Origin of the sequence: Sphaerisporangium rhizosphaerae, assembly GCF_042665155.1 — a bacterium.
GTDB classification, from domain to species: Bacteria; Actinomycetota; Actinomycetes; order Streptosporangiales; family Streptosporangiaceae; genus Sphaerisporangium; species Sphaerisporangium rhizosphaerae.
On the sequence record NZ_JBHTCG010000047.1, the window covers coordinates 1 to 24,910 of the forward strand.

The window sequence follows — 24,910 nt, forward strand, 5'->3', positions numbered from 1 at the left end:
CCGGCGGCGCGGACGGCGGCGCCGGGCGCCCCGACGACGCCCCCGGCGGCCGTCCGGGCGCGTCCGGCCGTTCCGACGCGCCCGGCGGACGTGCGGGCGGTTCCGGCCGTTCCGACGGGCCCGGCGGGCGTGCCGGCGGTTCCGGTCGTTCTGACGCGCCGGGTGGGCGTGCCGGTGGTTCCGGCCGTTCTGAGGCGCCCGGAGGTCGTGCGGGTGGTTCCGGCCGTCCCGACGCGCCAGGGGCACGCGGCGGGGCCGCGGGTCGTTCCGACGCGCCCGGCGGACGTGCGGGCGGTTCCGGTCGTTCCGACGGGCCCGGTGGGCGTGCTTCTGGTCGTCCCGACGGGCCGGGCAGGCGCACGGGCGGTCCCGGGCGTCCCGAAGGGGGCGCCGGGCGTCCCCGGGGAGCGAAGGGACGGCCCGACGGTCCCGGGCGCGCCCTCAGATCCGAGGGCGGCGAGGGCTCCGGGCGTCCCCCCCGGCCGGTCGGCCCCCGGGGCGAGGGCCCCTGGCGCCCATTCGGGCCCGGCCCGCGAAGGGTGCCGCCGCGAGGCCGCCCGCCGATGGGCCCCGACGACCCCGAGCGCCGTCCCGGGCTGCGCATCACCTGGAACCCCCGCCCGCCGGTGCCGCTGCGCCTGGGCAACCCCTCGCGCCGCATCAACATCGGCCTGATGGGGATGGCCGTCGTGCTGTCGCTGTTCGCCGGGCGCCTGGTGCAGCTCCAGGGCCTGGACTCCAAGGTCTTCGAGGCCAGGGCCGAGCGGCTGCGGGTCCAGGAGGAGACGCTGACCGCGCGCCGGGGTTCCATCACCGACGTCAACGGCCACGAGCTGGCCCTCACCGTCGAGGCCCGCGCGATCTCCGCCGACCCCACCAAGGTGCTCCCGGCCAAGCGCGACCAGGTCGCCGGGTCCCTGGCCGCGCTGCTGGGCGTCGACAAGGGCGTCATCGCCGCCAAGCTGGCGCAGCCGAAGACGCGCTACACGCTGCTGGCGGGCAACGTCCCCACGGCGACCGCCGCCAAGGTGCTCGACCTGAAGATCGACGGGCTGGCCGCGACGCCCCACTACGAGCGCCTGTACCCGGGCGGGAACCTCGCCGGCGGGGTCATCGGGTACGTCGGCGACGAGGGCCACGGCCTGGTGGGCTTCGAGCAGGTCTACGACAAGCTGCTGGCCGGGCAGGACGGCAAGCAGACCGTCGAGACCGGCGGCACCGGCCAGCGCATCCCCATGACGCGCAGCACCAAGCAGGAGCCGGTCGCCGGGCGCGGCCTGCGGCTGACCATCGACCGCGACATCCAGTGGGCGGCGCAGACGGCCATCGCCAAGCAGGTCCAGGCCACCGGCGCCCGCAGCGGCAGCGTCATCGTCATGGACGTGCGCACCGGCCAGGTGGTGGCCATGGCCAACGCCCCCGAGGTCGACCTCAACGACTGGGAGCGCACGCCGAGCCTGGGCAACCGCGCGGTGTCGGAGGTCTTCGAGCCGGGCAGCACCAACAAGGTCATCACGGCCGCGGCGGCCCTGGAGGCCGGGGCGGTCAGGCCCGAGACCGTGTTCGAGGTCGCCGACAAGTACCGCTGCGCCGACCGGGTGCTCAGCGACGCCCACCCGCACCCGCCCGAGAACCTGACCTTCACCGGCATCATCGCCGAGTCCAGCAACGTCGGCACGATCATGGCGGCCGACAGGGTCGGCGACCAGCCGCTGTACAACATGCTCAGGGCCTTCGGCTTCGGCGCCAAGACGGGCGCCGGCCTCTACGGCGAGGAGGCCGGGCTGCTGCCCAAGAGGGAGACCTGGTCGGGCAGCCAGCGGTGCACCATCGCCTTCGGCCAGGGCGTCTCGGTGACGGCCCTGCAGATGGCCAGCGTCTACCAGACCATCGCCAACGGCGGCGTGCGCGTCACCCCGCAGATCGTCGCCGGCACGGTCGACCAGCACCGCAGGTTCGTCCCGGCCAAGCCGGCCAGGCAGACCCGCGTCATCACCGCGCGCACGGCCAAGGACATCACGCGCATGCTGGAGGCGGCGGTGAGCGCCGAGGGGAGCACCGGCTCGCTGGCAGCCATCAAGGGATACCGCGTGGCGGGTAAAACCGGAACCGCCATGCGATACGACGAAAGCTGCCGAGGGTATTGCGGATATACCGCTACTTTTGTGGGGTTCACTCCCGCCGACGCGCCCCGGCTGGTGGCGCTGGCCGTGCTCCAGGCTCCGGAGAACGGCCACTTCGGTGGGGAGATCGCCGCACCCGTGTTCAAGGATGTCATGACGTTCGCGTTGAAGAGCCGCAAGATCCCGCCGACCGGCACGACCGCTCCATCGGTGCGCATGAGCACCGACGGGTGACGGGGGAAGGTACGCTCTCGCCCGTGCGTCCCCCGTCCATGCGTCCAAGGTCCTGCCCGGTCCGCCCGCTGTCCGGCCTGGCGGCCATGCTCGGCGCGCCCTCCGGCGGCCCCCGAGCGCCGCTCGCCGCGGTGACCGGCGTCACCATCGACTCCCGCCAGGTCCAGCGCGGCGATCTGTACGTCGCCCTGCCCGGCTCCACGGCGCACGGCGCGGCCTTCTCCGCCGCCGCCGTCGCCGCCGGGGCCGTGGCGATCCTGACCGACCCCACCGGCCGCGAGGCCGCGGTCGCGACCGGGGTGCCGGTGCTGGTGGTGCCCGACCCGCGCTCGGTTCTGGGCCGGGTCGCCGCCTGGGTGTACGGGCAGCCCTCCTCCGGCCTGCTGCTGCTGGGCGTGACGGGCACCAGCGGCAAGTCGACCACCACGTTCCTGCTGGAGGCCGGCCTGCGGGCGGCCGGGCACAGCACCGGCCTCATCGGCGGGGTCGAGATCCACGTCGGCGCCACGACCTTCCCGCCCACGCTCACCACCCCAGAGGCGACCGACCTGCAGGGGCTGCTCGCCCTCATGCGCGAGGACGGCGTCACCGCCGCCGCCATGGAGGTCTCCAGCCACGCCCTGGCCCTGGGCCGGGTCGACGGGGCGTCCTACGACGTGGCGCTGTTCACCAACCTCTCCCAGGACCACCTGGACTTCCACCGCGACCTGGAGGACTACTTCCTGACCAAGGCGCGGTTGTTCACCCCCGAGCTGTGCCGCGCGGGCGTCGTCAACATCGACGACGAGCACGGCAGGGAGCTGGTGGGCATCGCCAAGGTGCCGGTCACCACCTTCTCGGCCGCCGGGGCCGCAGAGGCCGACTGGCGGGCCCAGGACGTGCGCCTGGGGTCCGACGGCAGCACCTTCCGGGTGATCGGCCCGGGCGGCGTCGAGGCCGACGTGTCGGTGGCCCTGCCGGGTCCGTTCAACGTCGCCAACACCCTCGGCGCGCTCGTCACCCTCGTCGAGGCCGGAGTGCCGCTGCAGACCGCCGTGAACGGCGTGGGCACGGTCACCGGCGTCCCCGGCCGCATGGAGCGCGTGCCGGGCGCGGACGGCTTCCAGGCCATCGTCGACTACTCCCACAAACCGGGCGCCGTGGAGTCGGTGCTGCGGGCGCTGCGCGAGGTCACCTCGGGCAGCCTGATCGTCGTCCTCGGCTGCGGCGGCGACCGCGACCGGGGCAAGCGCCCCATGATGGGCGAGGCCGCGGCACGCCTGGCGGACGTCGCCGTGCTGACCAGCGACAACCCCCGCTCGGAGGATCCTCTCCGCATCCTTTCCGCGATGTTCGAGGGCGTCCTGCGGGTGCCGCGCCGCGAGCGCGCGCACGTCATCGTCGAGCCCGACCGGGCCGCCGCCATCGGCCTGGCCGTCGGCCGGGCCGGTCCCGGCGACGTGGTGGTCGTCGCGGGCAAGGGGCACGAGCAGGGTCAGTACGTCGACGATGAAGTGCTGCCGTTCGACGACAGGCAGGTGGTCGCGGAGGCCATCCGCAGACGGGACCGCATGTGATCGTTGTGCTTGTGCGAGGCTGATGTGAAAGCCGGGCCGGGCGCCCCGTGCGAGGCGCCGGTCCATCCCGACACGCACGGACAGCTTGTATGGAGAGTAGGGAAGACGAATGATCCCGTTGCCGCTGGCGAGGATCGCCGAGGTGACCTCGGGGGCCCTGGCGGGCAAGGCCGATCCCCGCGCCGTGGTCCGAGGACCCGTCCTGATCGACTCGCGCGCGGCCGAGCCGGGTTCGCTGTTCGTGGCGATCAGGGGAGAGCGGGCCGACGGTCACGAGTTCGCGGCCCAGGCCTGTGAGGCCGGCGCGGTCGCCGTGCTGGCGAGCAGGCCGCTGGACGTGCCCTGCGTGGTCGTGGCCGACGTCGTGACGGCGCTCGCCGACCTGGCGTCGGCGACGGTGGCCGACTTGCCGCACGCGACCGTCGTCGGCGTCACCGGGTCGGCGGGCAAGACCACCACCAAGGACCTGCTGGCCCGGCTCACCGGCCGCATGGGTCCCACCATCGCCCCGGCCGGCAACTACAACAACGAGATCGGCCACCCCCTCACCGTGCTGCGCGCCGACTCCGGCACCAGGTTCCTGGTCCTGGAGCTCAGCGCCCGCGAGGAGGGCCACATCGCCTATCTGGCGCGCATCGCCCCGCCCAAGATCGGCGTGGTGCTCAACGTCGGCACCGCCCACCTCGGCGTGTTCGGCGGGCGCGAGCAGATCGCCAAGGCCAAGGGCGAACTGCCCGAGGCGCTGCCCGCCGACGGGGTGGCCGTGCTGAACGCCGACGACCCGTTCGTGCGCGCGATGGCCGACCGCACCCAGGCCCGCGTCACCTGGTTCGGGCGCTCGGCCGAGGCCGGCGTGCGGGCCGAGGACGAGCGGCTGGACGAGCGCGGCCGGGCCGCGTTCACCCTGCGCACCCCCTCCGGCACCGCCGAGGTGCGGCTGCGCCTGTACGGGGCGCACGCCGTGGAGAACGCGCTGGCCGCCGCCGCGGCCGCCTACGAGCTGGGCCTGCCGGTGGCCACCATCGCCGAGGAGCTGTCGGCCGCCGAGCCGCGCAGCCGCTGGCGCATGGAGGTCACCGACCGCCCCGACGGGGTCACCGTGATCAACGACGCCTACAACGCCAACCCCGACTCCATGCGGGCCGCCTTCGACACCCTCGGCGTGCTCGGCAAGGACCGCCGCAAGTACGCCGTGATCGCCTCCCTGCGCGAGCTGGGCGACGAGAGCGACGAGCTGAACGAGGAGGTCGGCCGGGTCGCCGCGCGGGCGGGCCTGGAAGGGCTGTGGGTGGTCGGAGAGGCTCCCTGGCCGGTCCTGGCGGGCGCGAAGGGGGCGCCGGCCGTCCACGTGCCCGACGCGGCCGCCGCCGCCGCGGAGCTCGCGGCCAGGCTCGCGCCCGGCGACGTGGTGCTCATCAAGGGCCCGCGCGCCGCGGGCCTGGAGAAGGTCGCGCAGGTCCTGCTCGGCGGTGAGGCCCGATGAGGGACATCCTCGTCGCCGCCGCGGTGGCGCTGCTGCTGTCGATGCTCGGCACCCCCCTGGCCATCCGGCTGTTCAGCCGCCGGGGCTACGGCCAGAACATCCGCGAGGAAGGGCCCTCGGGCCACCACGACAAGCGCGGCACCCCCACCATGGGCGGCACGGTCATCGTGATCGCCGCGCTCATCGGGTTCGCCTGCTCCCACCTGGCCACGCTCACCCCGCCGACGGCCTCGGCCGTGCTGGTGCTGTTCCTGATGGCCGGCCTCGGCACGGTCGGGTTCCTCGACGACTTCATCAAGATCTACAAGCAGCGCAGCCTGGGCCTGCGCAGCGGCGCCAAGGCCCTCGGCCAGCTCATCGTCGGCGCGATCTTCGCGGTGCTGGTCGTCCAGTTCAAGAACAACTACTCGATCACGCCCGCCGAGACGCGCCTGTCGTTCCTGCGCGACTTCGGGCCCTCCATCGGCATCGTCGTGTTCACGATCTGGGTCCTGATCATGATCGTGGGCTTCTCCAACGCGGTGAACCTCACCGACGGCCTCGACGGCCTGGCCAGCGGCGCCACCGGCGCCGTCCTGACCGCCTACGTGCTGATCGGCAACTGGCAGCTGCGCAACAGCTGCCTGAACCAGCTCGGCCCCAACTGCTACTGGGTACGCGACCCGCTCGACCTGGCCGTGGTCGCCGCCGCCGTCCTCGGCGCGCTCGTCGGCTTCCTGTGGTGGAACGCGCCCCCGGCCAAGATCTTCATGGGCGACACCGGCTCCCTGGCCCTCGGCGGGGTGCTGGCCGGCCTGGCGATCACCACGCGCACGCAGTTCCTGCTGTTCATCCTGGCGGGCCTGTGCGTCGTCATCACCGCCTCGGTGATCATCCAGGTCGGGTTCTTCAAGATGACGGGTAAACGGGTGTTCCGCATGGCCCCGCTCCAGCACCACTTCGAGCTCAAGGGCTGGGCCGAGACCACCATCGTGGTCCGGTTCTGGCTGATCGCCGGCCTGTGCGCCGCCGCAGGGCTCGGCCTGTTCTACGTCGAGTGGATGCCCAAGGCATGACCATCTGCGTCACGGGTCTCGGGGTCTCGGGAGCGGCGGCGGCGCGCAGCCTGCTCCAGGCGGGCGAACGCGTCGTGGTGGTCGAGACCCGCGACGGCGAGCGCCAGCGGGCGGCGGCGGCCGAGCTGGCCGCCCTCGGGGCCGAGGTCCGCTTCGGCGGCGAGCTGCCCGCCGGCACCACCCTGGTGGTCACCTCGCCCGGCTGGCGGCCCGACCAGCCGCTGCTGGTGGAGGCCGCGGCCCGCGGCGTCGAGGTGATCGGCGAGGTCGAGCTGGCCTGGCGGCGCCGTCCCGCCGGCGCGGCGCCCTGGCTGGCGCTCACCGGCACCAACGGCAAGACCACGGCCGTGCGCATGCTCACCGCCATGCTCAGGGCGGCCGGGCACGCCGCCGCGGCGGTCGGCAACGTCGGCACCCCCATCATCGAGGCCGTCGCGCAGCCCTACGACGTGCTGGCGGTGGAGCTGTCCAGCTTCCAGCTCCACTGGTCCTCCACCGTGGCGCCGAGCGCCGCGGCCGTACTCAACGTCGCCGACGACCACCTCGACTGGCACGGCTCGATGGAGGAGTACGCCCGGGTCAAGGGCCGCATCTACCAGCGCGCCGGCGTGGTGGTCCACAACGCCGACGACGCCTGGTCCACCCGCCTGGCCGCCCCCTACGCCGCGGCGGCGGACGGGCCGGTGGGCGGCGGGCCGCGCACGGCCGGGTTCACGCTCGGGGTGCCCGGCCGCGGGCAGATCGGCGTCGTGGAGGACCTCCTGGTCGACCGCGCCTTCGTCGAGGACCCGCTGCACGCCGCCGAGGAGCTCGCGACCCTGGCCGACGTCCGGCCGTTCGCGCCGCACAACGTGGCCAACGCGCTGGCCGCGGCGGCGCTGGCCCGCGCGCACGGCGTCCCCGCCGCCGCCGTACGGCAGGGCCTGCTCGACTACGTGCCCGACCCGCACCGCATCGCCCACGTGGCGCGGGTGGGCGAGGTCGACTACGTCGACGACTCCAAGGCCACCAACCCGCACGCCGCCGCGGCGTCGCTGGCCTCCTACCCCTCCATCGTGTGGGTCGCCGGCGGCCTGCTGAAGGGCGCCGACGTCGGCGAGCTGGTGCGCCGCGCGGCGGGCCGGCTGCGGGGAGCGGTGCTCCTGGGCGCCGACCGGGCACGAATTCGTGAGGCACTGGCGCGACACGCGGCGAATGTTCCGGTCGTGGAGGTCGAAGGGCAAGACACTGGGGTCATGGACCGTGTCGTCACCGAAGCCGCCCGGCTCGCCTCCCCCGGGGACACCGTGCTGCTCGCCCCCGCCGGCGCCTCGCTGGACATGTTCGCCGACTACGGGGCCCGTGGGGAGGCGTTCGCGCGAGCCGTCCACCGCCTGGCGACCTCGGGCGTGCGATGAGCGACACCACGATCGCCCCCGGCGGCGCCAAGGGCCTTCCCGCCGGGTCCGCTCCCGGCGCGGGCGATGAGGGCCGGGGGTGGGGGCACGAGCGGCTCGCCGCGCTCGGCAGGCTGCTCGACCGGCCGCTGACCTCCTACTACCTGCTGCTCGGGTGCAGCGCGCTGCTGCTCGCGCTCGGCCTGATGATGGTGCTGTCGGCCTCCAGCATCAAGGGCCTGCAGGTCAAAGGCGACCCGTTCTACTGGTTTCTGAAGCAGTCGATGTCGGTCGGCATCGGGCTGCCGCTCATGTGGGTCTGCTCGCGCCTGCCGCCGCGGTTCTTCCGGCTCGCCGGCTACCCGCTGATGGCCATCTCGATCATCGCGCTGATCATGACGATCTTCCTTGGCCGCACCGAGCTGGGCGCCCAGCGGTGGCTCGACATCGGCGGGTTCTCCCTGCAGGCGTCCGAGCCCGCCAAGCTCGGCCTGATGCTGTGGGGCGCCGACCTGCTCGCGCGCCGGGCCAAGGGCGGCATGATCGAGTGGCGCCAGCTCCTGCTGCCGCTCATGCCCGGCACCGCGATCATCGCCATCCTCGTCATGGTGGGACGCGACCTCGGCACCACCGTCGTGCTCATGCTCATCTTCCTGGCGCTGCTGTGGGTGGTGGGGGCGCCGCTGCGGCTGTTCGGCGGCGTCCTGGCCCTGCTCACCATGGCCACGGTCATCATGATCAGCGTCGAGGGCTACCGTTCCGAGCGCATCGAGGGCTGGCTGGACGTCTGGGGCACCGCCTCGGGCGCCGGCTACCAGGCGGCCATGGGGCAGATCGCCATGGGCTCGGGCGGCTGGTTCGGGCTGGGCCTGGGCAGCAGCAGGCAGAAGTGGGGCCGGGTGCCGCACGCCGAGAGCGACTTCATCTTCTCCATCCTGGGCGAGGAGCTCGGCCTGATGGGCACCCTGGTGGTGATCGCCCTGTTCGGCCTCCTCGGGTACGCCGGCCTGCGCGTCGCCTCCCGCGTCAAAGACCCCTTCATCCGGCTGGCGGCCTCGGCCGCCGTGGCCTGGATCGCAGGTCAGGCCATCGTGAACATCGGCGCGGTGATCGGCGCGCTGCCGGTCACCGGCATCCCGCTGCCCCTGGTCTCCTACGGCGGTTCGGCGCTGTTGCCCACGCTCGCGGCGCTCGGCATGCTGCTGTCGTTCGCCAAACGCGAGCCCGGCGCGGCGGACGCGCTGGCCGCTCGTGGACCCGGGCCCCTGGCGAGGGCTCTAAGCTGGCTTGGCCTGGGTCGCCCACCGGCGGGGGTCCGTCGTCCCGAGCGGCGCAGGCCGACATCGAGGCACGCGGATTTGAAAGGACCGACATGAGGGTGGTCCTCGCAGGTGGCGGCACGGCCGGTCACATCGAACCCGCCTTGGCGCTGGCCGACGCGCTGCGCAGGCTGGACCCGGGCATCGGGATCACCTGCCTCGGCACCGAGCGCGGGCTGGAGACCAGGCTGGTGCCCGCGCGAGGCTATGAGCTGGCGCTGGTGCCCGCGGTCCCGCTGCCGCGCGCCATCACGCCGCAGTTGCTCACGGTCCCGGGCAGGCTGGCCGGGGCGATCAACGCGGCCGCCGGCATCATGGACCGCGTCCAGGCCGACGTGCTGGTCGGCTTCGGCGGCTACGTCGCCACGCCGGCCTACCTCGGCGCCAGGAGGCGCGGGCTGCCCATCGTGGTGCACGAGGCCAACCCGCGCCCGGGTCTGGCCAACCGGCTCGGGGCCAGGCTCGCCGAGCACGTGTTCACCGGCCACCCCGACGCCTCGCTGCCGCACGCCGAGTACGTCGGCATCCCGCTGCGCCGCGAGATCGTCGCGCTCGACCGGCTGTCCACCGGCGACAAGGCCAGGTCGTACTTCGGGCTGGAGAACGACCGGCCGACGCTGCTGGTCTTCGGCGGGTCCCAGGGGGCGCGGGCCGTCAACGAGGCGGCCCTCGCCAGCGCGCCCGTGCTGCGCCAGGCGGGCGTCCAGGTGCTGCACGTCATCGGCCCGAAGAACACCATCGAGGTCGAGCCGCCGCCCGGCGACCCGCAGTACGTGGTGCTGCCCTACGTCGACCGCATGGACCTGGCCTACGCCGCGGCCGATTTCGTGCTGTGCCGCAGCGGCGCGATGACCTGCGCCGAGCTCACCGCGGTCGGGCTGCCGGCCGCCTACGTGCCGCTGCCGCACGGCAACGGCGAGCAGAGGCTCAACGCCGCCCCCATCGTCGAGGCCGGGGGAGGGATGATGGTCGACAACGCCGACCTGACCGCCGACTGGATCCTCCAGCACGTGCTGCCCGTCCTGCGCGACCCCGAACGCGTGGTGCGCATGTCCGAGGCCGCCTCACGCATGGGACGAAAGGACGCCGACACGGTGCTGGCCCGCAAGGTGATGCAGGTCATCTCGGCCGGAGGCCGCCGATGAGCCTGGTCAAGCTGATCGAGCCGGTCGCCGCCACCGAGCTCGGCCGGGTGCACTTCATCGGCATCGGCGGCGCCGGCATGTCCGGCATCGCCCGCATCCTGCTCAAGCGCGGCGTCGCGGTGTCCGGCAGCGACGCGCGCAGCTCCCAGCTCGTCAGCGAGCTGCGCGAGCTGGGCGCCATCGTCCACGTCGGCCACGCCGCCTCCCACATCAAGAACGTCGACACCGTCGTGGTCTCCACGGCCATCCGCGACTCCAACCCCGAGCTCGGCGAGGCGCTGCGCCAGGGGCTGCGCGTCATCCCCCGGGCGGCGGCGCTGGCCGCCGTCATGGTCGGGCGCACGGGCATCGCCGTCGCCGGCACCCACGGCAAGACGACCACCACCTCGATGCTCACCGTCGCCCTGCAGAAGTGCGGGCGCGACCCGTCCTACTGCGTGGGCGGCCAGCTCGTCACCACCGGGCTCGGCGCCGACGAGGGCGCGGGCGAGGTCTTCGTGGCCGAGGCCGACGAGAGCGACGGCTCCTTCCTCATGCTGGCCCCGCAGGTGGCCGTGGTCACCAACGTCGAGGCCGACCACCTGGACAACTACGGCGACCCGCAGGCCGTGTACGACAGTTTCGCCCGCTTCGTCGAGCGCATCGGCTCGGTCCTGGTGGTGTGCGCCGACGACCCGGGCGCCGCGGCGCTGATCCCGCTCGCCCGTGCCCGCGACCTGCGCGTGCGCACCTACGGCGAGTCCGAGGGGGCCGACTTCCGGGTCACCGGCATCGCCCCTGACGGGTTCGGCGTCGTGTTCACCGTCGAGGGCAGGGGCGAGGTGCGGCTGGTCGTCCCGGGCCGCCACAACGCGCTGAACGCCACCTCGGCCCTGGCCGTCGCCGAGGAGCTCGGCGTCCCGTTCGACGAGTTCCGCGACGGGCTGGCCGCCTTCACCGGCGCCAAGCGCCGCTTCGAGGCCAAGGGCGAGGCCGCGGGGGTCGCCGTGTTCGACAGCTACGCCCACCACCCGACCGAGCTGGCCGCCGACCTGCGCGCCGCGCGCGACGTCGTGGCGACCTTCTCCGGGCCGTCCGGCCGGGTGATCGCGGTCTTCCAGCCCCACCTGTACTCCCGCACCCGCTTCTTCGCCGAGGAGTTCGGCGCCGCGCTCGGGCTGGCCGACGAGGCCATCGTGCTCGACGTCTACGGCGCGCGGGAGGACCCCGAGCCGGGCGTCTCCGGGGCGCTGGTGGCGGGCAAGGTGCCGCTGCCGGCCGGGCGCGTGGCCTACGCGCCCGACCGCGGCGCGGTCGCCGCCCTGGTGGCCGAGCGGGCGCGTCCCGGCGACATCGTCCTCACCATGGGCGCCGGCGACGTCACCGAGCTCGGCCCGCACATCGTCGCCGAGCTCGCCTCGCGGTGAGCCATCCGGCGTGGCGAACGGCCTTCGTCGTCCTGCTGTCCTTCGCGGTGGTGGGCGCGGCGGCCTGGCTGGTGTTCTTCTCGCCCGTCCTCGGCGTCCAGCGCGTCGCGGTGTCGGGCGCCACGGGGACCGCGGCCGACCAGGTGCGGCGGGCGGCGGCGGTCCCCGACCGCCAGCCGCTGGCCACCGTCGATCTCGAGCAGGTCCGCCGCCGCGTCGCCGGGCTGCGGCAGATCGAGTCGGTGAGCGTCGAGCGCGCCTGGCCGGGCACGCTGAAGGTCCGCGTCGTCCAGCGCCGGCCGGTGGCCGTGGTGGCCGTGCCGGGCCGGGCCGAGGTGGTCGACCGGCACGGCGTCGTCATCGAGACCGGGGATGCCGCGCCGGCGGGGCTGCCCTCGCTGCACGTCGACCGCTTCGTCCCCGGCGACCCCGCCACGAAGGCCGCTCTGGCGGTCGCGGCCGGGCTTCCGCCCGACCTGCGCCGCCAGGTGCAGACCATCCGGGCGACGACGACACAGGACGTGTCGTTGCGTCTGGGCGACGGCCGTACGATCATGTGGGGTGGTGCCGAGCGCACGAAGGACAAGGCCCGGGTGGCCCTCATGCTGCTGCGACGCCCCGCGGACGCCTATGACGTCAGCTCGCCCGATGTCGTGACGGTCCAGTGATGGGCCCCGCCGCCCGACGGGCTCCGGCAGGAGCGAAAAGGGACAGGCCGCGACACGCCGGACGAGCTTGCGGCGCGGTGAGTTGACCCTGGGGGAGGGGCAACCCTACTGTCCGTATCATTCCTCAGGTTGACATAACTCTAAATCTCAACTTGAGGGTGAGAGTTAAACAAGAAGGTCCGGCACCGTTTCGGGCTTCACGTAATGCAAGTAAACGAGCGGAAAGGCCCCTCGTCGTGGCAGCACCGCAGAACTACCTCGCGGTCATCAAGGTCGTCGGCATCGGCGGCGGCGGAGTGAACGCCGTGAACCGGATGATCGAGGAGGGACTCAAGGGCGTCGAGTTCATCGCCATCAACACCGACGCCCAGGCGCTGCTGATGAGTGACGCCGACGTCAAGCTGGACGTGGGCCGCGAGCTCACGCGCGGCCTCGGCGCGGGAGCCAATCCCGAGGTCGGGCGCAAGGCCGCGGAGGACCACCGCGAGGAGATCGAAGAGGTCCTCAAGGGCGCCGACATGGTCTTCGTCACGGCCGGAGAGGGCGGCGGCACCGGCACCGGCGGCGCGCCCGTGGTGGCCAACATCGCCCGCTCGCTGGGCGCGCTGACCATCGGCGTCGTGACCCGGCCGTTCAGCTTCGAGGGCCGGCGCCGGGCGATGCAGGCCGAGGCCGGCATCGAGACCCTGCGCGACGAGGTGGACACCCTCATCGTGATCCCCAACGACCGCCTGCTGTCGATCTCCGACCGCCAGGTCAGCGTCCTGGACGCCTTCAAGGCGGCCGACCAGGTGCTGCTGTCCGGTGTGCAGGGCATCACCGACCTCATCACCACGCCCGGCCTGATCAACCTGGACTTCGCCGATGTGAAGTCGGTCATGTCCGGCGCCGGCTCGGCGCTCATGGGCATCGGGCACGCGCGCGGCGACGACCGGTCGGTGGCGGCCGCCGAGATGGCGGTGTCCAGCCCGCTGCTGGAGGCCAGCATCGACGGCGCCCACGGCGTGCTGCTGTCGATCGCCGGCGGCTCCGACCTCGGCCTGTTCGAGATCAACGAGGCGGCCCAGCTGGTGTCCAACGCCGCCGCCATCGACGCCAACATCATCTTCGGCACGGTCATCGACGACGCCCTCGGCGACGAGGTGCGGGTCACGGTGATCGCCGCCGGGTTCGACGAGGTCGCGCCGTCGGAGAAGCCCGCGCCCCAGCCGGCCGCGCGCCCCCAGCAGGCCTCGCGCCCCGCGCCCGCCCCGGCGGCACCGGCACCGGCCGCACGCGCGGCGGCCTCGGCCTCCAGCGCGGCCAAGAGTGAGCCGCCGCGGGCCGAGCAGCGTCCCGCCCCGGTGCGCCCGCTGCCCTCGGCGCAGCCGGCCGCGGTGCCCGACCCGGCGCCCGCCGCCGACGCGGCGGTCTCCTCCTCCGTTCCGGCCGCCACGCCGTTCACCCGCGAGCCCGCCGCGGCCGAGACCGCCCAGGGTCCGCAGGCCGCTCCGGCCGCGCAGGCCGAGCAGCAGCCCCAGGGGCCGGTCTCGATCCCGCGGCCGGCTCCCGAGCCGCCGACGCCGATCACCTCCCGCGTCTCCGAGCCCGCCCGGCGCCGCCCGGTGGTCTTCGAGGAGCCGGAAGAGGAACTGGACGTCCCCGACTTCCTGAAGTGAGCCCGGCGCGCGCCGTCCGTCCCTGTGGGGGAGTGGTGGCGCGTGCCGCTCGCCGCCCGGCCCGGTGGCCGCCCCCTCCCGTCGGGCCCCGTCCCGTGCGGCCCCGTCCCGTGCGGCCGCGGTGAACGCTCCGCGCCCCGCCGGACCTCCGCCGGCGTGCGGCCCTCCGCGCGCCCCGACACCGCGAAACGATCGAACCCCCTCGTGAACAACCCCGACACCACGCGCCGCGACGAGATCGCGGCGGGCCTGACCGAGGTCGAGCGCCGCATCGCCGCCGCCTGCGCGGCGGCCGGCCGCGCCCGCCAGGAGGTCACCCTCGTCGCGGTGACCAAGACCTATCCCGCCTCCGACGTGCGCCTCCTTTCCGCACTGGGCGTCGCGCACGTCGGCGAGAACCGCGACCAGGAGGCGGCGCCCAAGGCCCGCGAGTGCGCCGGCCTGCCGCTGACCTGGCACTTCGTCGGCCAGATCCAGACCAACAAGGCCAGGTCGGTGGTGTCATACGCCGACGTGGTCCACTCGGTCGACCGTCCGCGGCTCGCCGAGGCGCTGAGCCGCGCCGCCGCCGGGGCCGGGCGGCGGGTCACCTGCCTGCTGCAGGTCGCGCTGGACGACGACCCGGGCCGGGGAGGCGTCGTCCCCTCGGGGGTCGCGGCGCTCGCCGAGGCGGTCGCGGCGTCCGAGGGGCTGGTCCTCGGCGGCGTGATGGCCGTCGCCCCCCTCGGCGGCGATCCCGGCCGGGCGTTCGCCCGGCTCGCGGAGATCTCAGCCGATCTGCGGACGGACCACCCCGAAGCGACGGTGATCTCGGCGGGCATGAGCGGAGATCTGGACCACGCGATAGCCCATGGTTCGACACTCGTGCGTGTCGGTACGGCGTTGCTCGGTCGCCGCAAGCCCTTCGTCAGGTAATGTCCCCCCGAGTGGACCATGATGTCCACAGATCCGAGCAGAGGTCGACAGCGGTGCCTTAGGTTGCCCTGGGTGCGGCGACCATGAGCAGGAGGACGACGTAGCGATGGCCGGCGCGATGCGCAAGATGGCGGTCTACCTCGGTCTCGTGGAGGACGACCGCTACCCGGATTACGGCAGTTACCCCGATGACGACGACTACACCGACGACTACGTCGAGCGGCGTCGCGGCGACGAGCGGGTGCTTGGAACGCCCCAAGAGGGCCAGGAAGAGGTCGAAAGCCCTGTTCCGGCCCCTCGAGCGGGGGCGGCGGTCGTGGAGCGCCGTACGACCGATCTGGCGCGCATCACGACCCTGCACCCCCGCACCTACAACGAGGCGCGCACCATCGGAGAGCACTTCCGCGAGGGCACACCTGTCATCATGAATCTGACTGAAATGGTCGACAGCGACGCGAAGCGTCTTGTTGATTTCGCGGCAGGTCTGGTCTTTGGCCTACATGGCAGCATTGAACGTGTTACCAACAAGGTGTTCCTGTTGTCCCCTGCCAATGTCGAGGTGACCGCCGAGGACAAGGCCCGAATCGCGGAACGAGGGTTCTTCAACCAGAGCTAGAGTTCCACCATGAGCAGTGAACGGCCATACATGGCCCACCCGGACCGAGATCGGCAGATCGGGATGGAGGAGGCAGGGCGCGACCGTGGGGATCGTTAGCGACATCTTGGTCACCGTCCTGTCCATCTACCTGGTCCTGCTGATCGGCAGAATGATCTTTGATGCGGTGCAGGCGTTCGCCCGCTCCTGGCACCCCCGGGGGGTAGTCCTGGTGCTGGCGGAGGCCACGTACACGGCGACGGATCCACCTCTCAAGTTCCTCCGCCGTTTCATTCCGCCCCTCCGGTTGGGTACGGTGGCCTTTGACCTAAGCTTCACAGTGCTGTTCATTGTGGTCTTGGTCATGATCCAAATCGTGTCCGCGCTTCCTTTTTGATCGGGTACCGTCCCCCGGACAGACTCCGAGCGCGCCAAGGAGACCGAAATGCCGCTGACGCCCGCTGATGTGCGGAACAAGCAGTTCAGTACGACCCGGCTCAGGCCGGGGTACGACGAGGAAGAGGTTGACGCCTTCCTGGACGAGGTCGAGGCCGAGCTCGACCGCCTCATCCAGGAGAACGAGGAGCTCCGGGCGAAGCTCACCGAGTGCTTGCGTGGCAAGGTGCCGGGTGGCATGGGCATGAGCATGGCGCCGGCCCCGGTCGCCGAGCCCAAGCCCGAGATGATGATGCCCCAGCCGGAGCCGATGAAGCCGCCGGAGCCGATGAGGCCCGAGCCGGTGCCCGTGGCCATGGGCATGCCCCCGGCCGAGGACAACATGGACACCGCCGCCCGCGTGCTCGCCCTGGCGCAGCAGACCGCCGACCAGGCGATCGCCGACGCCCGCCGCGAGGCCGACGAGACGGTGACCCGCGCCCGCCGCGAGGCCGACGAGGTCCTCGGCAAGGCCCGCCGCCAGGCCGAGCAGATCATCGGTGACGCGCGCGCCCGCGCCGAGACGCTCGAGCGCGACGCCCAGGAGCGCCACCGCCAGGCGATGGGCTCGCTGGTGCAGACCCGCGACGAGCTCGAGCGCAAGGTGGAGGAGCTGCGCAGCTTCGAGCGCGAGTACCGCAGCAGGCTCAAGCTCTACCTCGAGAACCAGCTCGCCGAGCTCAACGTCTCCGCCGAGGGCAGCGGCGCCTTCCCCGTCGTGGGCGCGCAGATGGGCGGGGCTCCGGCCATGTCCCACGCGGTCCAGCAGGGGGGCCCGCAGCAGCTGCAGGGCAACCCTGGCAACCCCTTCGCCCCCGAGCCCGCGCAGCACTCCGGCGCCTTCCAGGGAGTTGACGGCCCGCACAACGACCGCCGTTAGGGTAACGGGTCAGGGCAGTCACCGACCCGCGTCTGGGAGCACCTGTGATCTACGTCAGCGCCATTCTGGTCGTCCTCGCCTTCGGCCTTCTGGTCGCGGGCGTGGTGACCGGAACAGCGGTTCTGGTCATGTGGTCGATCGTGGTCAGCGTGCTGTCCGCGCTCTTCCTGATGATCGGGGCGCTGCTGCGGCGCCACGAGCTGTTCCCATCCGGCGGCAGGCCGGCGGACCTCGCTCCGCCGATGCCTCCGGTGGGCGTCGGCGTCGGCGGTGGCGTGATGGGGCGCACCGCGACGGTGGTCTCCGACCGTCCCGGAGCGATGCCCGGGGGCCCGCTGCGCGGGCCTTCCTCGCCCCTCGCCACCCCCATGGCCGCGCCGCACATGGCGCGCCAGACGACCACCATGGCTCCGCCGAGGGGTTTCCCCATGCCAGGGCCGCCCCGGGGGCCGGCCGCCGCGGGCGCGCGAGGCGGGCCGTCCCCCGAGGCGATCGTCCTGGTCGTGCCGGGGCGCAAGCGGTTCCACCTGCCCGGCTGCCGCCAGCTCGCCGGGCGCGACACCGAGGAGCTCACCTACGAGGAGGCGCGTGAGGAAGGCTTCACCGCCTGCACCACCTGCCTCCCCGACGGCTACAAGCCCCCCGCACCCCCCACCTCCGGCCGCCTCACCACGACGGCCTCCGGCCGCCCCTCCGCCTCGCCCTCAGAGCCGTCCGACGCTCCCGAGCCGTCCGACGCTTCCGAGCCATCCGACGGCCCCGGACCGTCCGACGCCTCCGCTTCCGAGGAGGCGGCCGCCGCCGCGACCTCCTCCCGCGCCGAGCCCGTCCGTCCGTCCTCTTCGAGACCCGGGCCGGGCGGCCCCTCCGGCTCCGCGACCCCGCGTCCCGAGTCCGGACGTCCGTCCGACTCCTCGCTCCTGCGTTCCGAGCCGGGTCGTCCGTCCGGCGCGGAGCGTGACCGCGCGGCGACGGACAAGCCTGAGTCCGGTCGCACGTCCGCCCCCCGGCCCTCCGCCGGGTCGGACCCGTCCGGCACCACCTCCTCCGGCTCCGCCAGGCCGTCCGGCTCCACCACGTCTTCCGGCTCCACCACGTCTTCCGGGTCCACCACGTCTTCCGGCTCCACCACGTCTTCCGGGTCCACCACGTCTTCCGGGTCCACCGCGTCTTCCGGGCCGACCAGGTCTTCCGGGCCCACCACGTCTTCCGGCTCTGCCGCGTCTTCCGGGTCCACCGCCTCCGGCGGGCAGGGGGCCGGCCGTGGGTCCGCGGCGGGGGAGTCCACGCGGTCCGCGCCGGGCTACCGTTCGGACGAGACGCGGCCGGTGTCCCATCTCCGCGGCGAGCAGAAGGACCGGGACGACCAGTCCCCCGGGCCCGCCGGGGCTCCCGCCCGGCCCGGGGCCTCCGACTCCGCCGCCGCACGCCCGTCCACCGCCTCCTCCCGGCCCTCGGTGCCCCTGCCGGTGCCGCCGGTGGTCCCGGAGGCCTCGACGCCGTTCCAGGCGTTCAGACGTCCCGATTCCGCCAAGCCGGTGAGCGGGCCGTCCACATCCACGAGCGAGCCCTCCACGTCCCCGAGCGCGCCGCCCGCCAAGCCGTCGGCCGCCTCCGCGTCCGGCTCCGGCACCACCCGGGACGGCAAGGACCAGGACGACAAGGGCACGAAGGACGACAACGACAAGAGCCGCACGTCCGGCGGCTCCGGTGCGCCCGCCTCCTCGGCCGCCTCTTCCGGCCGATCCGGCGGCGACGACGGGTCGGTGGTCGTGGTCGGCTCGCCGTCGCGCACCGGCGGGACCGGCGGCACAGGCGTCCCCGCGAAGACGCGCGAGAGCGGCGCCCCGGCGAAGGACGACAAGGAGCGGCGGCCCGGCGACGCGGCCGGCGCGTCGACGTCCGGGGCGAAGGCGACGTCCGGGACGAAGCCGGCGGGCGAGGTGAAGCCGGCGGCGGGCGAGCGGCCCGCGGACCGCGAGGCTCCCGAGCCGGCCGCCAAGTCCGCGGCCAAGCCGTCCACCGGCTCCCCGGCGGGCCCGAGGAGCGGCGCCCCGGCCAGGGACGACGACCCGTCCGACGACGACGGAGCCGACACCGCGATGTTCCCCGCCATCGGCTCCGCCGAGGCCGAGCGGCAGCAGGCCAAGGCCGCCGCGCGCCCGGCCGGCGACGCCTCCGGCAAGGGGCGCGGGCCGGCCGCGACGGACGACGGTTCCGGCGAGCGGGGCGGCGCTTCGACGGCCACTTCCGGCAGGCCGGCCGGTCCCTCGGGCAAGTCGGCCGGTCCCTCGGCCACGACCTCCGGCAGGCCCGCCGGCGCCTCGGCCGCGGCGGACGAGCGCGGCGACTTGGGTGGCGCGGGCGGGGCGCAGGCCGGGACGTCCAAGGCGAGTGGTACCTCCGGTACGTCCAAGGCGGGCGGCGCCTCCGGCACGTCGAAGGAGGGCGGTACGTCAAGCACGTCAGCCAAGAGCGGGGAGCGTCCCCGGCCGGGCATCGTCAAGGTCATCCCGGGCACCCGGCGCTACCACAGCGCCGCCTGCCCGCTGATCAAGGGCTCCGACCCCGCGACGCTCGAGACGATGTCGCGTGACGACGCCGAGGCCACCGGCCTCACCCACTGCTCGGTGTGCGAACACTACTGACCACCGTAAAAGTGCGGGCACAGGCCGGGACCACCCCCGGAGGGCCCGCGGGAGCGTCACGGGCCGTACTTGTATCCTGACGATCATGAAAGCGATCACGCTGGACAAGTACGGGTCGGCCGATGACCTCCAGGTCGTCGAGATGCCCGAGCCCAAGGTCGGCCCCGCTGAGGTGCTGGTCCGGGTGAAGGCCGCGGGCGTCAACCCCGTCGACTGGAAGCTCGCCGCCGGCTACCTCGACCCGGTCATGGAGGTCCGCTTCCCCCTGATCTCGGGCTGGGACGTCGCGGGGGTCGTCGAAGCGGTCGGCATGGACGCCGGGGAGTTCGCAGTGGGCGACGAGGTCTACGGTTACATCCGCAAAGACTGGGCGCAGAACGGCGCCTACGCCGAACTCGTCGCGGCTAACGTGCGGATGCTGGCCGCGAAGCCCGCCTCCCTGAGCTGGGAGCAGGCGGCCGGGGTGCCGCTCGCCGGGCTCACCGCCTACCAGTCGATCAGGCGCGTCGGCGTCGGACCCGGCGACACCGTGCTCGTCCATGCCGCCGCCGGAGGCGTCGGCGCATTCGGGGTGCAGATCGCCGTGGCGCTCGGCGCCCGCGTCATCGGCACCGCGAGCGAGCGCAACCACGACTTCCTGCGCTCCCTGGGCGCCGAACCCGTCACCTACGGGGAGGGGCTGGCCGACCGGGTACGCGGCCTGGCCCCGGACGGCGTCGACGCGGTCCTCGACTTCGTTGGAGGTGACGCGGTGGAGACGTCCCTGCCCCTGGTGCGGCGGCCCGACCGCGTGGTGTCCATCGCGAGCGGCGAGGCCGAGAAGCACGGCGGCCACCTGCTGTGGGTGCGCCCGGACCCGGCGGGCCTGGCGAAGCTCGCTGAACTGGCCGACGCCGGCAAGCTCACCGCCCACGTGGAGCACACGCTCCCGCTGGAGCAGGCTGCCGAGGCGTGGCGGCTGAACGAGTCCGGCAGGACCCGCGGCAAGATCGTCCTCACCGTCTGACCGCCGTCCCGCCGTCCTCACCCCCGTCCCCCCGTCGCGCCATTGCGCCGCGAGGGGAGGTCGGCCACCGGCATCTCGTCCGCGAGACCGGTGCCGCGGAGTTCGGCACCGGTCCCGAGCTCGGCTCCGCGCGTGGTTCAGGCTTCCACAGCGACGTGGCCTTCGCCGCCTCCTGAGTCGATCACCAGGTTGACGCGCATGTTGCCGCGGGTGGCGTTGGAGTACGGGCACACCTGGTGGGTGGCCTGCACGAGGTCGTGGGCCGCTTCGGGGGAGAGAGCCCCGGGCAGCTCCACGCGCAGGATGGCATCCAACTGGTAGCCGCCCTTGCCATTGGGAGACAGCCCCACCTCGGCGGTGACCGACGCCTCAGAGGCGTCCAGGTTCTTCTGGGCCGCCACCAGTTTCAGCGACGTCGCGAAACACGCGGCGTACCCCGCCGCGAAGAGCTGCTCGGGGTTGGTGCCCTCGCCGTCGCCGCCCAGCTCCTTCTGCAGCGCGAGCTGGACGTCCAGTCTGCCGTCGGAGGAGACCGCCCGCCCGTCACGGCCGGTGGAGGTGGCGGTCGCGGTGTAGATGCGCATGTTGCTTCCTTCCTTGGTGCTGCTCAGCGGATTGACGCGGGACTGATCGGCTCGCGGCGATGACCGGAGGCCCTGTTCTCCCTGACCCGCCCATCCGCCGGCGACGATGTCGAGCGCCGTCGGCGGCGCCGCCGGGAGCAGGCGCTGTTTGAGCACGGCCGACGGCCGTGGTCATCGACGAGTGCTCTGGCCGATAGCGGACCGTTCGGTCCGGACTGATCGGTCCATTGTGATGATCGGCGCGATACTGTGTCAACAGGCAGATTCCGCAGCCCTCCGAGAACATGGAAGGAACCGACGACGGTGACGCGTAGACCGGCGCCCGGCACCAGGCGGCGCATCCTCAAGACGGCGGCCCGCCTGTTCGGGGAGCAGGGAGCCCGTGCGGTGGGCATGCAAGAGGTCGTCGCGGAGACGGGGCTCGGCAAGAGCGCGCTGTACCGGGAATTCACCGGTAAGGACGATCTGGTCGCCGCGTGGGTGCGCGAGCTCGACGCCGAAACGTGGTCGCGTATGGATCACGAGCTGGCCCCTTACGAGGACGACCCCGCCCGCCGGCTCCTCATGGTCGTCGAACTCGCGCAGGACGGTGTGCGAGCCCCCGGCTTCCACGGGTGCACCTTCTACAACACCTCGGCGGAGTTCCGCGACCCCGCACACCCCGGCCGCCAGGAGGCCGTCGCCCATCTCGACCGGCTACGCCGGCGTCTGCGTGCCCTGGCCGAGGCCGCGCACGCCACCGACGCGGACGCCCTGGCCGACATGCTGATGCTCATCATCTCCGGCCTCTACGCCAACGCCGCCACCCTGGGCCCGACCGGCCCCGCCGCCCGCGCCACGGCCGCCGCCAGAACCCTGATCGACCAGCACATCCCGCACCGCCGGCGTGGCAGCCCTGACCTCTGAGGCGGCGCGCTCGGGCACACCCGATGGCGGCATGCCACCCCGCTGACTTCCCGTGTGGGGCGAGATGAGGTATCCGGCGTGGACGGGACGGCGGGGTGGTCGATCCTTGTCAGTTCTTGCGGGCGACGGCGCCGTAGAGCCATTTGGTGGCGGCGGGGGCGGGGTCGTCGGGGTCGGGGTGCCAGGCGTCGATGGTGACCAGGCCGGGGTCCACCAGGTCGAAGCGGTCGAAGAAGCGGGCGACCTCGGCGTGCTCGCGGAAGTAGATCGGCGTGGGGGTGGCGGCGTAGACCGACTCGATCTTCTCGACAGCTTCGCGGGAGTGGCCGTCGCGGGTGACGTGCGTGGCCGCGATGTGGCTGCCGGGGGCCAGGGCGTCGTACAGGGTGCCCATGATGCCCTCCCGCTCCTCCATGGTGAGGAAGTGCGTCATCGCGATGAGCAGGACGCCGACGGGGGCGTCGAAGTCGATGAGCTCGCGGGTGTCGGGGTGGCCGAGGACGCCCTCGGGGTTGCGCATGTCGGCGCCGGCGACCCGGGTGTTGCCGTCGGTGGCCAGCAGCGCGCGGCCGTGGGCGAGGACGATGGGGTCGCGGTCGACGTAGACGACGCGCGCGTCGGGGATGACCGACTGGGCGATCTCGTGGGTGTTGCCGGCGGTGGGCAGACCGGAGCCGATGTCGATGAACTGGCGGATGCCCTGGCGGGCCATGTGCCGCACGGCACGGCGCAGGAAGGCACGGTTCTCCTGGGCGAGCAGGCGGATCTCGGGCATGGCCTGCTCCACGCGGTCCACGGCGGCCCGGTCCACCGCGTAGTTGTCCTTGCCGCCGAGGTAGTAGTCGTACATCCGGGCGACACTGGGCCGCGTGGTGTCGATGTCCGCGGGGATGGAGGGGTCCAGGTCGGCCAAGGCGGTCTCCGTCGGTGTCGTGCGGAGGCCGGGGTGTGCGGCGGGGCCGTCACGCCCTGTCAGGAGGGCATCCGCTTCCTCGAAATGGGCTGGTTCATACCTTAGGACCTGTCCGATCTTGACGGGGCCTGTTTCCGCGGCCGGTGAGGCTCTCACCCGTCCGGCGCGAACGCGGGACGTAAGGACGAGCCGTTGATTTGCCGATCATGCCGTAGGGACCAGGGCGTCGGACGGGGGGAGTGGGCCCCGGCGTCGCATGATCGGGGCATGCGCCAAGTGAGAGCCGTCCTGGCGGCACTGCTGGCCGGGACCGTGACCCTGCCGTTGTGCACCGCCGTCCCCGCTCGCGCGAGCGGGTCGTCGTACATCCGTGCCCGCGCAGGGGAGCCGTCGTCCGCGCCCGTTCCCGCTCGCATGAGCGGACGGCCGTACGGCGTCGCGGCCACGTCGCCGTCTCTGCCGGGTCCCGTTCGAGGAGGCGAGGCGGACACGCCGGAGGACTGTCCGGCCGACGCCCTCTGCGGGACTCTGCGCGTGCCCCTGGACCAGGAGGATCCGGCGGCCGGCACCACGGCCGTGGCCTACCGGCTGGTGTACAGGCGGGACAGGTCGCGCGCGGCCGAGGGGACGATCCTCCCCAACCCCGGCGGGCCGGGCATGGCGGTCATCGGGCACCGCGACTACACCGGACGATATCGGGACCTGCTGGAGGACCACGACCTGTTGCTCGTCGATCCGCGTGGCGTCGGCAGGTCCGATCCGCTGACCTGCCGGTCGGCCGGATGGAACGGTCTGCGCGGCACGCACGCGGCGGCGGTCGCCGCCGCCAGGGCGTGCGGCCGTGAGCTCGGACCCACCCTGCGGCACTACACGACGGCCGCCGCCGCGGACGACATCGACGCCGTCCGCGCGCACCTGGGCATCGACCGGCTCGACCTGCTCGGCCAGTCCTACGGGACCTACCTGATGACGGTGTACGCGCGCCGGCACCCGCGCCATGTCCGTTCCATCGTGCTGTCCGGGGCCTACCCGCTGCGTTTCGACATGCTGGGCCGGCCGTCGGCGCACGCCATGCGCAGAGCCCTGCGCCTGCTGTGCCACCGCTCGGGCGGCGCGTGCGACGGGGGAGAGGTGCTGGGGGACCTGTCGACCATGGCGGCGCGGCTGGACGAGCATCCCGCGCGGTACGGCGCGGGCGCCGTCCTGGACGAGACCGCGCTGGCGAGCACGGTCTACAAGCTGACCTCCGGCCATGTGGACCGGCTCGGCCGGCTGCCGTCGGCGCTGCGCGCGGGCGTCCACGGGGACCTCGGCCCGCTGGAGGAACTGGCGGAGCAGGTGCGGCCGATCAGCGGGTCATCCGGCGGCGGTCGCTTCAGCATGCCGATGTACGTCACCATCGCCTGCAACGACTACCCGGTGCTGTGGGACCGGCGCGCCCCGGTCCGCGCGCGGGCCCGGCAGTTCGGGGCGCTGCTGCACCACCTGGAGGCCCGGGACTACCGGCCGTTCAGGCCGGCAGCCTGGGTCCACGGCATCGCCGACCTCGGCGACCTGTGCGTCGGCTGGCCCGATCACCGGGAGCGGGCGCGGGTGCGGCTCGGCCGGGCGCCGGACGTGCCCGTGCTGGTGCTGACCGGCGAGCTGGACACCGGCACGCCGACCGAGGAGGCGCTGCAGGCGGCCGACCAGTACCGCCGCGCCGAGGTGATCGAGGTGCCGAGCGCCGGGCACGTCGCCGAGAACGACCGCAGGGCCGGGGCGTGCGTGGTGTCCCTGGAGACGCGCTTCATCCGCCACCGGCACATCGCCGACCCCGCCTGCCTGCGCCACATCCCACCCGTCCCGGTCGACTCCGTGAACCACCCTCTGACCTGACCGGCCATCCCGTCCCCGGTCCGCATAGCGATGGTGCGGACAATTCGGGCGGACGTTTTTGGTCGATCATCCCCATCCGTGTCGTGCCGCCGTCGCTGGCAGCGTGAGAGGCGGGGGATGCGCGCCA

Annotated in this window: 20 protein-coding genes; 18 read left to right on the forward strand and 2 right to left on the reverse strand. The window is 73.3% G+C overall.

Translation table 11 applies throughout. The features are described 5' to 3' along the window. Positions 1-674 precede the first annotated feature (674 nt). The 16 genes from ACFQSB_RS37265 (at position 675) to ACFQSB_RS37340 (ending at position 20,502) form a co-directional block, all read left to right on the forward strand. On the forward strand, positions 675-2,357 hold the full coding sequence (locus ACFQSB_RS37265) for a peptidoglycan D,D-transpeptidase FtsI family protein (RefSeq protein ID WP_459117358.1): 1,683 nt from the start codon (positions 675-677) through the stop codon (positions 2,355-2,357). Between the two features lie 38 nt (positions 2,358-2,395). After that, positions 2,396-3,913, forward strand: coding sequence for a UDP-N-acetylmuramoyl-L-alanyl-D-glutamate--2,6-diaminopimelate ligase (locus ACFQSB_RS37270; protein WP_354931001.1), 1,518 nt, complete (start codon positions 2,396-2,398; stop codon positions 3,911-3,913). A gap of 109 nt (positions 3,914-4,022) precedes the next feature. Further along, complete coding sequence (locus tag ACFQSB_RS37275; protein ID WP_380831834.1) at positions 4,023-5,396, forward strand: UDP-N-acetylmuramoyl-tripeptide--D-alanyl-D-alanine ligase; 1,374 nt, start codon at positions 4,023-4,025, stop codon at positions 5,394-5,396. After that, positions 5,393-6,451 carry a phospho-N-acetylmuramoyl-pentapeptide-transferase gene (gene mraY, locus ACFQSB_RS37280; RefSeq protein WP_354850283.1) on the forward strand — a complete coding sequence of 353 codons (1,059 nt, stop codon included), beginning with the start codon at positions 5,393-5,395 and terminating at the stop codon, positions 6,449-6,451. The genes ACFQSB_RS37275 and mraY overlap by 4 nt, the downstream gene beginning before the upstream one ends. Next, the gene (gene murD / locus ACFQSB_RS37285; protein WP_354930992.1) at positions 6,448-7,848 is read left to right on the forward strand and encodes a UDP-N-acetylmuramoyl-L-alanine--D-glutamate ligase; all 1,401 of its coding nucleotides are present in this window, start codon (positions 6,448-6,450) and stop codon (positions 7,846-7,848) included. Before mraY ends, murD begins: the two co-directional genes overlap by 4 nt. After that, positions 7,845-9,203, forward strand: a complete 1,359-nt coding sequence (gene ftsW, locus ACFQSB_RS37290; RefSeq protein WP_354850289.1) for a putative lipid II flippase FtsW — start codon at positions 7,845-7,847, stop codon at positions 9,201-9,203. Before murD ends, ftsW begins: the two co-directional genes overlap by 4 nt. Continuing rightward, positions 9,200-10,291, forward strand: a complete 1,092-nt coding sequence (gene murG, locus ACFQSB_RS37295; RefSeq protein ID WP_380831837.1) for an undecaprenyldiphospho-muramoylpentapeptide beta-N-acetylglucosaminyltransferase — start codon at positions 9,200-9,202, stop codon at positions 10,289-10,291. Before ftsW ends, murG begins: the two co-directional genes overlap by 4 nt. After that, positions 10,288-11,697 carry a UDP-N-acetylmuramate--L-alanine ligase gene (gene murC, locus ACFQSB_RS37300; RefSeq protein WP_380831838.1) on the forward strand — a complete coding sequence of 470 codons (1,410 nt, stop codon included), beginning with the start codon at positions 10,288-10,290 and terminating at the stop codon, positions 11,695-11,697. Before murG ends, murC begins: the two co-directional genes overlap by 4 nt. Then, a complete protein-coding gene (locus tag ACFQSB_RS37305) occupies positions 11,694-12,365 on the forward strand; it encodes a cell division protein FtsQ/DivIB (RefSeq protein ID WP_380831840.1) in 672 nt (223 codons plus the stop codon). The genes murC and ACFQSB_RS37305 overlap by 4 nt, the downstream gene beginning before the upstream one ends. Before the next feature lie 236 nt (positions 12,366-12,601). Further along, complete coding sequence (gene ftsZ / locus ACFQSB_RS37310; protein WP_380831842.1) at positions 12,602-14,023, forward strand: cell division protein FtsZ; 1,422 nt, start codon at positions 12,602-12,604, stop codon at positions 14,021-14,023. A gap of 204 nt (positions 14,024-14,227) precedes the next feature. Further along, a complete protein-coding gene (locus ACFQSB_RS37315; protein ID WP_380831844.1) occupies positions 14,228-14,938 on the forward strand; it encodes a YggS family pyridoxal phosphate-dependent enzyme in 711 nt (236 codons plus the stop codon). A gap of 106 nt (positions 14,939-15,044) precedes the next feature. Then, positions 15,045-15,554 carry a cell division protein SepF gene (locus ACFQSB_RS37320; protein ID WP_354850305.1) on the forward strand — a complete coding sequence of 170 codons (510 nt, stop codon included), beginning with the start codon at positions 15,045-15,047 and terminating at the stop codon, positions 15,552-15,554. 85 nt (positions 15,555-15,639) lie between these two features. Further along, positions 15,640-15,930: a YggT family protein gene (locus tag ACFQSB_RS37325; protein ID WP_354850308.1), complete on the forward strand. Its 291-nt coding sequence runs from the start codon at positions 15,640-15,642 to the stop codon at positions 15,928-15,930. 48 nt (positions 15,931-15,978) lie between these two features. Then, positions 15,979-16,848 (forward strand): DivIVA domain-containing protein, encoded by an 870-nt coding sequence (locus tag ACFQSB_RS37330; RefSeq protein WP_354850311.1) that lies wholly within the window; start codon positions 15,979-15,981, stop codon positions 16,846-16,848. A 44-nt stretch (positions 16,849-16,892) separates the two neighbouring features. Further along, a complete protein-coding gene (locus ACFQSB_RS37335; protein WP_380831846.1) occupies positions 16,893-19,496 on the forward strand; it encodes a hypothetical protein in 2,604 nt (867 codons plus the stop codon). Positions 19,497-19,581: 85 nt separating this feature from the next. Further along, positions 19,582-20,502 carry an NADP-dependent oxidoreductase gene (locus ACFQSB_RS37340; protein ID WP_380831848.1) on the forward strand — a complete coding sequence of 307 codons (921 nt, stop codon included), beginning with the start codon at positions 19,582-19,584 and terminating at the stop codon, positions 20,500-20,502. Positions 20,503-20,639: 137 nt separating this feature from the next. Here ACFQSB_RS37340 and ACFQSB_RS37345 read toward each other — a convergent pair whose 3' ends face one another. Beyond that, positions 20,640-21,086, reverse strand: a complete 447-nt coding sequence (locus tag ACFQSB_RS37345; protein WP_380831850.1) for an organic hydroperoxide resistance protein — start codon at positions 21,084-21,086, stop codon at positions 20,640-20,642. A 303-nt stretch (positions 21,087-21,389) separates the two neighbouring features. Here ACFQSB_RS37345 and ACFQSB_RS37350 point away from each other — a divergent pair, with 303 nt between their 5' ends. After that, positions 21,390-21,992, forward strand: a complete 603-nt coding sequence (locus tag ACFQSB_RS37350; protein WP_380831852.1) for a TetR/AcrR family transcriptional regulator — start codon at positions 21,390-21,392, stop codon at positions 21,990-21,992. 109 nt (positions 21,993-22,101) lie between these two features. On the opposite strand, the gene ACFQSB_RS37355 is transcribed toward ACFQSB_RS37350, so the two are convergent. Then, complete coding sequence (locus ACFQSB_RS37355; protein ID WP_380831854.1) at positions 22,102-22,905, reverse strand: SAM-dependent methyltransferase; 804 nt, start codon at positions 22,903-22,905, stop codon at positions 22,102-22,104. Between the two features lie 267 nt (positions 22,906-23,172). On the opposite strand from ACFQSB_RS37355, the gene ACFQSB_RS37360 reads away from it, so the two are divergent. After that, positions 23,173-24,783, forward strand: a complete 1,611-nt coding sequence (locus ACFQSB_RS37360; protein ID WP_380831856.1) for an alpha/beta hydrolase — start codon at positions 23,173-23,175, stop codon at positions 24,781-24,783. Positions 24,784-24,910: the final 127 nt, after the last annotated feature.

Coding starts and splice junctions, on each gene's coding strand:
- ACFQSB_RS37265 (WP_459117358.1), top strand. CDS start 675: ATGGGGATGGCCGTCGTGCTGTCGCTGTTCGCCGGGCGCCTGGTGCAG.
- ACFQSB_RS37270 (WP_354931001.1), top strand. CDS start 2,396: ATGCGTCCAAGGTCCTGCCCGGTCCGCCCGCTGTCCGGCCTGGCGGCC.
- ACFQSB_RS37275 (WP_380831834.1), top strand. CDS start 4,023: ATGATCCCGTTGCCGCTGGCGAGGATCGCCGAGGTGACCTCGGGGGCC.
- mraY (WP_354850283.1), top strand. CDS start 5,393: ATGAGGGACATCCTCGTCGCCGCCGCGGTGGCGCTGCTGCTGTCGATG.
- murD (WP_354930992.1), top strand. CDS start 6,448: ATGACCATCTGCGTCACGGGTCTCGGGGTCTCGGGAGCGGCGGCGGCG.
- ftsW (WP_354850289.1), top strand. CDS start 7,845: ATGAGCGACACCACGATCGCCCCCGGCGGCGCCAAGGGCCTTCCCGCC.
- murG (WP_380831837.1), top strand. CDS start 9,200: ATGAGGGTGGTCCTCGCAGGTGGCGGCACGGCCGGTCACATCGAACCC.
- murC (WP_380831838.1), top strand. CDS start 10,288: ATGAGCCTGGTCAAGCTGATCGAGCCGGTCGCCGCCACCGAGCTCGGC.
- ACFQSB_RS37320 (WP_354850305.1), top strand. CDS start 15,045: ATGGCCGGCGCGATGCGCAAGATGGCGGTCTACCTCGGTCTCGTGGAG.
- ACFQSB_RS37330 (WP_354850311.1), top strand. CDS start 15,979: ATGCCGCTGACGCCCGCTGATGTGCGGAACAAGCAGTTCAGTACGACC.
- ACFQSB_RS37340 (WP_380831848.1), top strand. CDS start 19,582: ATGAAAGCGATCACGCTGGACAAGTACGGGTCGGCCGATGACCTCCAG.
- ACFQSB_RS37345 (WP_380831850.1), bottom strand. CDS start 21,086: ATGCGCATCTACACCGCGACCGCCACCTCCACCGGCCGTGACGGGCGG.
- ACFQSB_RS37360 (WP_380831856.1), top strand. CDS start 23,173: ATGCGCCAAGTGAGAGCCGTCCTGGCGGCACTGCTGGCCGGGACCGTG.